8 protein-coding genes and 2 pseudogenes are annotated in these 7,809 nt (G+C 71.2%); 3 read left to right on the forward strand and 7 right to left on the reverse strand.

All coding sequences use genetic code 11. The features are described from left to right. The first annotated feature begins 283 nt into the window (after positions 1-283). From ASG00_RS16565 to ASG00_RS02675, 3 genes are all read left to right on the forward strand, one after another. Positions 284-724: a transglutaminase-like domain-containing protein gene (locus ASG00_RS16565; RefSeq protein ID WP_235559096.1), complete on the forward strand. Its 441-nt coding sequence runs from the start codon at positions 284-286 to the stop codon at positions 722-724. 415 nt (positions 725-1,139) lie between these two features. Continuing rightward, the gene (locus ASG00_RS02670) at positions 1,140-2,150 is read left to right on the forward strand and encodes a zinc-binding metallopeptidase family protein (protein ID WP_056206644.1); all 1,011 of its coding nucleotides are present in this window, start codon (positions 1,140-1,142) and stop codon (positions 2,148-2,150) included. A 4-nt stretch (positions 2,151-2,154) separates the two neighbouring features. Continuing rightward, positions 2,155-3,336, forward strand: a complete 1,182-nt coding sequence (locus ASG00_RS02675; RefSeq protein WP_200930839.1) for a serine hydrolase domain-containing protein — start codon at positions 2,155-2,157, stop codon at positions 3,334-3,336. 26 nt (positions 3,337-3,362) lie between these two features. Here the strand turns inward: ASG00_RS02675 and ASG00_RS02680 are convergent, their stop codons facing one another. From ASG00_RS02680 to ASG00_RS02700, 7 genes and pseudogenes are all read right to left on the reverse strand, one after another. Continuing rightward, complete coding sequence (locus tag ASG00_RS02680; RefSeq protein WP_045246710.1) at positions 3,363-3,809, reverse strand: heat shock protein transcriptional repressor HspR; 447 nt, start codon at positions 3,807-3,809, stop codon at positions 3,363-3,365. Further along, positions 3,806-4,533: DnaJ C-terminal domain-containing protein (locus tag ASG00_RS02685; RefSeq protein WP_235559089.1), on the reverse strand; the 728-nt coding region annotated here is incomplete at its 5' end. The genes ASG00_RS02685 and ASG00_RS02680, both read right to left, overlap by 4 nt. A gap of 1 nt (position 4,534) precedes the next feature. Further along, positions 4,535-4,732: pseudogene (locus ASG00_RS16570) on the reverse strand (DnaJ domain-containing protein); the annotation flags it as partial. Positions 4,733-4,741: 9 nt separating this feature from the next. Then, on the reverse strand, positions 4,742-4,892 hold a 151-nt coding region (locus ASG00_RS16575; RefSeq protein ID WP_235559097.1), incomplete at its 5' end, for a nucleotide exchange factor GrpE. A 1-nt stretch (position 4,893) separates the two neighbouring features. Next, a pseudogene (gene grpE, locus ASG00_RS02690) lies at positions 4,894-5,266 on the reverse strand (nucleotide exchange factor GrpE); the annotation flags it as partial. A gap of 9 nt (positions 5,267-5,275) precedes the next feature. Continuing rightward, positions 5,276-7,147 carry a molecular chaperone DnaK gene (gene dnaK, locus ASG00_RS02695; protein WP_056206649.1) on the reverse strand — a complete coding sequence of 624 codons (1,872 nt, stop codon included), beginning with the start codon at positions 7,145-7,147 and terminating at the stop codon, positions 5,276-5,278. A 154-nt stretch (positions 7,148-7,301) separates the two neighbouring features. Continuing rightward, positions 7,302-7,809, reverse strand: a 508-nt coding sequence (locus ASG00_RS02700) for an FCD domain-containing protein (RefSeq protein WP_082483023.1), incomplete at its 5' end; no start/stop codon positions are given.

A 7,809-nucleotide genomic window follows, 5' to 3' on the forward strand; every position in this document is an offset into this window, starting at 1 on the left:
CGGCAACCACCTGACCTATTTCCACGTGACCGACCCGCACGAGCGGCTGGTGGTCGAGGCGCGCACCGAGGTCGAGGTCGTCGACACGGCCTACGACGTCGATGCCCTCGCGCGCCCGTGGGAGTCGGCGCGCCCCCTGCACGGCGTGATCGGCGCCGACGTGTGGACGGCGACCGAGTTCGCGATTCCGTCGCCGAAGGTCGCGATGCTGCCCGAGGTGCGCGACTACGCGGCGGTCAGCTTCACCCCGGGCCGGCCGATCGGCGAGGCGGTCACCGACCTGATGCACCGCATCAAGGCCGACTTCGACTACGACAGCAAGGCGACGACGGTCACGAGCACCGTTGCCGACGTCTTCGCCAAGCGGGCGGGCGTCTGCCAGGACTTCGCCCACCTCGCGCTGTCGTGCGTGCGCAGCCACGGCCTCGCCGGGCGCTACGTCAGCGGCTACCTGTCGACGACGCCTCCGCCCGGCAAGACCAGGGTGCTGGGTGCGGATGCCTCGCACGCATGGCTCGCAGTCTGGGTGCCCGGCTCCGACGCGTGGCTCGCGATCGACCCGACGAACGACCAGTGGGCGGGCGAGCGCTATGTCACCGTCGCGTGGGGTCGCGACTACGGCGACGTCACCCCGGTGAAGGGCATCATCTACACCGAGGCGAAGAAGTCGACCCTCAAGGTCGCGGTCGACGTCATCCCCGAGACCGAGTTCTCCCCGGCCTGAGCCCGCGGCGCCCCCACCGCGCCGCCGCTCACCGCGCCGCCGCACCCACCGCCGTGCCGCCGCCCCGCCACCGCTCACCGCGCCGCCGCCCCACCCCACCGCCGCCCCGCACCCACTGCCGCGCCGCCGCGCGCCGCGCCCGCGCCACCCACCGCACCCACCGCCTCTGCCCCGCCACGCCGCCCCCGGCCCAACCGCCCACGAAAAGGCACGCTGCGCGACCCACGGGGCGCCGCGCACCGCGCAACGTGCCTTCCGGCGCGGAGAGCGGCGGCAGCCACGGACGCCGCGCACCGCGCAACGTGCCTTCCGGCGGGAGAGGGGCAGCAGCCACGGCACAGGGCGACGGGCTGCCGCAGACGGGGGCCGGGCGCAAGCCCCGGGCCGCGGCATCCGGATGTGACACCATCGTCGCGTGAAGGCCTTCGCCTGCCGTGTGTGCGGCTCCCGTCTGTTCTTCGAGAACTCTGTCTGCGTGACCTGCGGCACGGGCCTCGGCTTCTCCCGCGGCGAGGCCGACATCGTGCCCGTCGACGCGGCGGGCCGCTATGTCGACGCGGCGGGGCTCGTCTCGCACGTGTGCCGCAACCTCGCGCTCACCGGATGCACCTGGCTCGCCCCTCTCGAGGGCGGGCAGTGCGCGGCATGCGATCTGACGCGCACGCGTCCGAACGATGCGGATGCCGCGGGCCTGGCCTACCTCGTGGACGCCGAGCGCGCGAAGCGCTACCTCGTCTTCGAGCTAGACCGCCTCGGGGTGCCGGTGGTGCCGAAGAGCGCAGACGCGATCGACGGGCTCTGCTTCGACCTGCTCTCGAGCGAGACGGCGCCGGTGGTCACGGGGCACGACGACGGGGTCGTCACGATCGACCTGGCCGAGGCCGACGACGCGCACCGCGAGAGCGTGCGCGCGCAGCTCGGCGAGACCTACCGCACGATGCTCGGGCACCTGCGGCACGAGGTCGGGCACTACATCCAGTGGCGGTTCCTGCGGGACGACGACCTCGTCGCCCGCTCCCGCGAGCTGTTCGGCGATGAGCGCGCCGACTACGGCGAGGCCCTCGACCGTCACTACGCCGACGGTGCGCCTGCCGGGTGGGAGGCCTCGTTCATCTCCGCCTACGCCACCATGCACCCCTTCGAGGACTTCGCTGAGACGTGGGCGCACTTCCTCCACATCTGCGACAGTGTCGAGACGGCCCGCGCCTACGCGCTCGCAGCGGTCGGCGACATCCGCTCGGCACCGCGGTTCAGCGAGGTCGTGAGGCTCATCTGGATGCCGCTGGCCACCGCACTGAACATGATGAACCGCGCGATGGGCAAGCACGACCTCTACCCGTTCGTCATCCCCGAGCCGGTGCTCGACAAGCTTGACCTGATCGCCCAGCTGCAGCACCGGGTCGCCGCCGGAGGCGTGGAAGACTGACCGGGTGAGCGACACCGCCGGAACCCCCGCAGCACCTCCCGGCGAGATCGACGGGTTCGCGGCGGCATCCTTCGCCGGCGTGCGGGACGCCTTCGCCCGCAACCTGGCTTCCGGCGAGGAGCTCGGCGGCTCGCTGTGCGTCATCGTCGACGACGAGGTGGTCGTCGACCTCTGGGGCGGCTGGTCCGACCCCGCCGGCACGGTGCCGTGGGGCGCCGACACGATCACGAACACCTGGTCGAACTCGAAGACCGTCACCGCCCTCGCGGCGCTGCAGCTCGTCGAGCGCGGCCGGCTCGACCTCGCCGCCCCGGTGGCGCGCTACTGGCCCGAGTTCGCGGCGGCCGGTAAGGCGCACATCACGGTGCGGCAACTGCTCGACCACACGGCCGGTGTGCCCGCCTGGGAGCAGCCGGTGACGGTGTCGGACATCCTCGATCAGGATGCCGCGGCCGCCCGCCTCGCGGCCCAGGAACCCTGGTTCGCCCCGGGCACCTCGCAGTCCGGCTACGCACTCGTGTGCTTCGGCCACCTGATCGGTGAGGTCGTGCGGCGCATCGACGGGCGCCCTCTCGGCCGGTTCGTCGCGGAGGAGCTCGCCGACCCGCTCGGCGCGGACTTCTGGCTGGGGCTGCCCGAGAGCGAGGAGAACCGCGTGAGCCTCGTCGTGCCGCCGCCGCGCGTGCCGCGCGACCCGGCGTCACGGCCCGAGCCGGGGTCGATCGCGACCCGGGCATACAGCGGGCCGATCCTCGGGGCGCGGGACAGCTGGACGCGGGAGTGGCGGGCCGCCGGCATCGGCGGGGCCGGCGGAACCGGCAACGCCCGCGCGCTCGCGCGCATGAACCAGATGCTCGCGCAGGGCGGCCTCGTCGAGGGCACCCGCCTGCTGTCACCGGCGGTGGTCGACGCGGTGTTCGCGCACCCCACCGACAGCACCGATCTGGTGCTGCGGCTGCCGTTGCGGTTCGGGCTCGGGTGGGCGCTGCCGCACCCGGTGTCGACTCCGTGGCTGCCGGGCGATCACCGCATCGCCTTCTGGGGCGGATGGGGCGGCTCGCTCGTCATCTGCGACCTCGACCGGCGCATGACCTTCGCGTACGTCATGAACCGCATGGCGGCGAGCGTCATCGGCTCCGATCGCTCGATCGACTACGTCACCCGCGCCTACGCCGCACTCGGCTGAGCATCGCACCCCTGCGGGTGCGAGGGTCAGTCCCGTTCGTCGTCGCGGTGGGGCAGCTCCCGGCGCGGGCGCCAGATCACGACGTCGGTCGCGCGGCGCACGCGCGTGCCCTGGCGGATCGTGACGACTGAGCCGGTGGAGCCGGCCGCGAAGACCCGGGCGCGCTTGTCGAGCTCGGCGCGCAGCGCCTGTTCGAGGTCGCGCACCCGCAGCGTGAGGTCGCGCACGCGGTTCTCGAGTGACACGATGCGCGCGATCGCCGGCAGGCTCATGCCGTCGGCCGACAGGCGCGCGACCTCGCGCAGCTGCTCGACGTGACGCAGCGAGTAGCGCCGCGACCCGCCCTTGGTGCGGTCGGGCACGACGAGGCCGAGCCGGTCGTACTGGCGCAGCGTCTGAGGGTGCATGCCGCTCAGTTCGGCAGCCGTCGCGATCGCGAAGATCGGGGCATCCTCGTCGATCTGCTCGCTCATGACCGGGCCTTCGCCACCAGATCTGCGCGCGGGTTCTCCTTCGGCTCGAACTCGCGGAAGCGTTCGAGCGCCGCACGGGCGTCGTCATCCAGGTGGGCGGGAACCGCGATCTGCACCTCGGCGAGCAGGTCGCCGGTGCCCTTCGCGGTCGTGATGCCGCGGCCCTTGACGCGCAGCACGCGCCCCGACGGGGTGCCGGGCGCGACCCGCAGCTTCACGATCTCGCCACCGAGCGTCGGCACCTCGATCGTCGCGCCGAGCGCCGCCTCGGTGAACGTCACCGGCACCGAGAGGCGCAGGTTCAGCCCATCGCGGGTGAAGACCGGATGCGGCCGCACGGTGACCTGCACGACGATGTCACCCGCCTCGCCGCCGTCGGGCGACGGGCGGCCGCGGCCGCGCAGCCGGATCTTCTGGCCGTCGGCGACGCCCGCGGGGATCTTCACCTTGAACGGCGCACCGTCCTCACCCTGCAGGGTGATGGTGTCGCCCGCCGCGGCGGTGACGAAGTCGAGCGTCGTGCGGGCCGTGACATCCGCCCCTCGGGTCGGACCGCCGAAACCGCGGAACCCGCCCGACGAACGGCCGAACGACCCGGTGCCGAAGCCGCCGCCGGGCTGGTTGAAGACGCTGTAGAAGTCGTCGAACCCGCCCGCACCGCCCCGGGGGGCGCCGCGGCCCTGGCCGAACATCGAGAACACGTCCTCGAAGCCGCCGGCGCCGGNCTCCGGGTCGCTCAGCACGGCGTACGCCTCGCTGACCTCCTTGAACTTGGCCTCCGCCTTCGCATCGCCCTGGTTCGAGTCGGGGTGGTACTGGCGCGCGAGCTTGCGGTACGTCTTCTTGAGATCGGCCTCCGACACGTCCTTCGAGACGCCGAGCACGGCGTAGAAGTCCTTGTCGAACCAGTCCTGGCTCGCCACCTGTGCCTCCTACTCCGCCGGAACGGCGACGACGACCTTGGCGGGTCGCAGCTCGATCGAGCCGAGGCGGTAACCCACCTCGACGACCTCGAGGACCGTCGTCTCGGTCGCGCCGGGGGTCGGCTGCTGGAAGATCGCCTCGTGCTGCTGCGGGTCGAACNCGATCTGCGCGAAGGGGGTGCCCTCGGCGAGATCACCGTGCTTCTCGGCGCGGTCGAGGTCGTCGAGCACGGGCAACAAGCCCTTCGCGACCGATCCCTTGGCGCGCTCGATCTCGGTCTCGCGCTGCTCCTCGGTGCGCCGGCGGTAGTTGGCGTACTCCGCCTGCACGCGCTTGAGGTCGAGCAGCAGGTCGTGGTCTTCGGCGGATGCCTCGGCCACCGCGGCCTCATCGGACTGCACGGCGTTCAGGATGTCGTCGATCGTCAGCTCCGCCTCGTCCGCGACGGAGTCGGAGGCCTGCGCCTCCGACTCCGTCCGGTCGGGCTGAACCTCGTCGTCGCCTTCCGGCCGGTCGACGTTGTTCTCAGTCATGTGTCCGTCTTACTTCTTCTCGTCCTCGTCGTCGACCACCTCGGCGTCGATGACGTCTTCGTCGGGGTTGGGCACCTCGCCGTTGCCGGCGTCGGTGGCCGTCGGGTCGGCGGTCTCACCGGCGGCCTGCGAGGCCTGGTAGATCGCCTCGCCGAGCTTGCCCTGGCTCTGGTTGAGGGTGTCGAACGCCGCCTTCACCGCGTCGTCGTCCTCGCCGGCGAGGGCCGCCTTCAGCGCGTCGACGTCGGCCTGCACGCTGTCCTTGACCTCGGCGGGCAGCTTCTCGGCGTTCTCGGCGATGAGCTTCTCGATCGAGTACGAGAGCGTCTCGGCCTGGTTGCGCACCTCGGCCGACTCGCGACGCTTCTTGTCCTCGGCGGCGTGCTCCTCGGCCTCGCGCACCATGCGCTCGATGTCGTCCTTCGGCAGCGACGAGCCGCCGGTGATCGTCATCGACTGCTCCTTGCCGGTGCCCTTGTCCTTCGCGGACACGTGCACGATGCCGTTGGCGTCGATGTCGAAGGTGACCTCGATCTGCGGGATGCCGCGCGGAGCCGGCGCGATGCCGGTGAGCTCGAAGGTGCCGAGCGGCTTGTTGTCGCGGGTGAACTCGCGCTCACCCTGGAAGACCTGGATCGCCACCGACGGCTGGTTGTCGTCGGCGGTGGTGAAGGTCTCGCTGCGCTTGGTCGGGATGGCCGTGTTGCGCTCGATGAGCTTGGTCATGATGCCGCCCTTGGTCTCGATGCCGAGGCTCAGGGGAGTGACGTCGATGAGCAGCACGTCCTTGCGCTCACCCTTGAGGACACCGGCCTGCAGGGCGGCGCCGACGGCGACGACCTCGTCCGGGTTCACGCCCTTGTTGGGCTCCTGGCCGCCGGTGAGCTTCTTGACGAGCTCGGTGACCTGGGGCATGCGGGTCGATCCGCCGACGAGCACGACGTGGTCGATGTCCTCGACCTTGATGCCGGCCTCGGCGATGACGTCGGTGAACGGCTTCTTGGTGCGGTCGAGGAGGTCCTTCGTGAGGTCCTCGAACTTGGCGCGCGAGAGCGTCTCCGACAGCGACACGGGGCCCGAGTCGGTGAGCGAGAGGTAGGGCAGGTTGACGCTGGTCGAGTTCGAGCTCGACAGCTCCTTCTTGGCCTGCTCCGCGGCCTCCTTAAGGCGCTGCAGCGCGATCTTGTCGCCCGAGACATCCACGCCGGTGGTGTCCTTGAACTGCTTGATCAGGTAGTCGACGACCCGCTGGTCCCAGTCGTCGCCGCCGAGCCGGTTGTCGCCGGCAGTGGCGCGCACCTGGATGGTGGAGAAGTCGTCGTCCTTGCCCACCTCGAGCAGGGACACGTCGAACGTGCCGCCACCGAGGTCGAAGACGAGGATGAGCTCGTCCTCCTTGCCCTTGTCGAGGCCGTAGGCGAGGGCCGCGGCGGTCGGCTCGTTGATGATGCGCAGCACGTTGAGGCCCGCGATCTCACCGGCCTCCTTCGTGGCCTGGCGCTCGGCGTCGTTGAAGTAGGCGGGCACGGTGATGACCGCGTCCGAGACCGAGTCGCCGAGGTACTGCTCGGCGTCGCGCTTCAGCTTCTGCAGGATGCGCGCCGACACCTCCTGCGGCGTGTAGGCCTTGCCGTCGATCGCCTGCGTCTTCCAGTCGGTGCCCATGTGGCGCTTGACCGAGGTGATGGTGCGGTCGACGTTGGTGACGGCCTGGCGCTTCGCGGTCTCGCCGACGAGCACCTCGCCGTCCTTGGTGAATGCGACGACCGAGGGGGTCGTGCGGAAGCCCTCGGCGTTGGCGATGACCTTCGGCTCGCCACCCTCGAGGACAGAGACGACCGAGTTGGTCGTCCCGAGGTCGATTCCCACTGCACGGGGCATGTGTCTCTCCTTCAGAGGGGCGGATGTCGCCATCCGCCGGTGTTCACGTCGTCTCGCGATCAACGGGGTTGAGTCGCGATGACTCAAGGGTACGCCGACGCCGCGACGACGTCAAACACAACTTGATATGAGTTGGCTCAAGTTTGGGCGAGCGTCAGCTGCGCGCCTCGGGACCGGGCTCGCCGCCCAGACGCTCGACGAGGCGCTCGCGCGCGCGGGCGAGATGCTCGCGCAGCAGGGCGGCCGCGGCATCCCCGTCACCCGCCTCGATGAGGGCGAGCAACCGCTCGTGCTCGTCGGCGATCAGTGCGGTCGGCAGCAGCGACGCCCCCTGCACCTGCGACATGCAGAAGACGACCTCGGAGGCGAGCGAGGCGTACACCCGGCTCGTACGCTCGCTGCCGAGCGCGTCGATGAGGCTGCGGTGGAAGCGCATGTCGGGGTCGACCACGTCGCGCGGCGACGCGTCGTCGAGCGCGGCGATCTCGGCGTTCGCGGCGCGCGCGTCGTCGGGCACGCGGCGGGTGTGCGCGAGGGCGCGGAGCGCCTCGGCCTCGATGATCGCCCGCGTGCGATAGATGTCGCGCGCGTCGTCGGGGGAGAGCCGCACGACGCGTGCGGTCTTGTGGGCGCTGCGCACGAGCAGGCGCTCGCGCACGAGG

Origin of the sequence: Microbacterium sp. Leaf351 (assembly GCF_001423825.1) — a bacterium.
Classification (GTDB): domain Bacteria; phylum Actinomycetota; class Actinomycetes; order Actinomycetales; family Microbacteriaceae; genus Microbacterium; species Microbacterium ginsengisoli.

Coding starts and splice junctions, on each gene's coding strand:
- ASG00_RS16565 (WP_235559096.1), top strand. CDS start 284: ATGCACCGCATCAAGGCCGACTTCGACTACGACAGCAAGGCGACGACG.
- dnaK (WP_056206649.1), bottom strand. CDS start 7,147: ATGCCCCGTGCAGTGGGAATCGACCTCGGGACGACCAACTCGGTCGTC.
- ASG00_RS02680 (WP_045246710.1), bottom strand. CDS start 3,809: ATGAGCGAGCAGATCGACGAGGATGCCCCGATCTTCGCGATCGCGACG.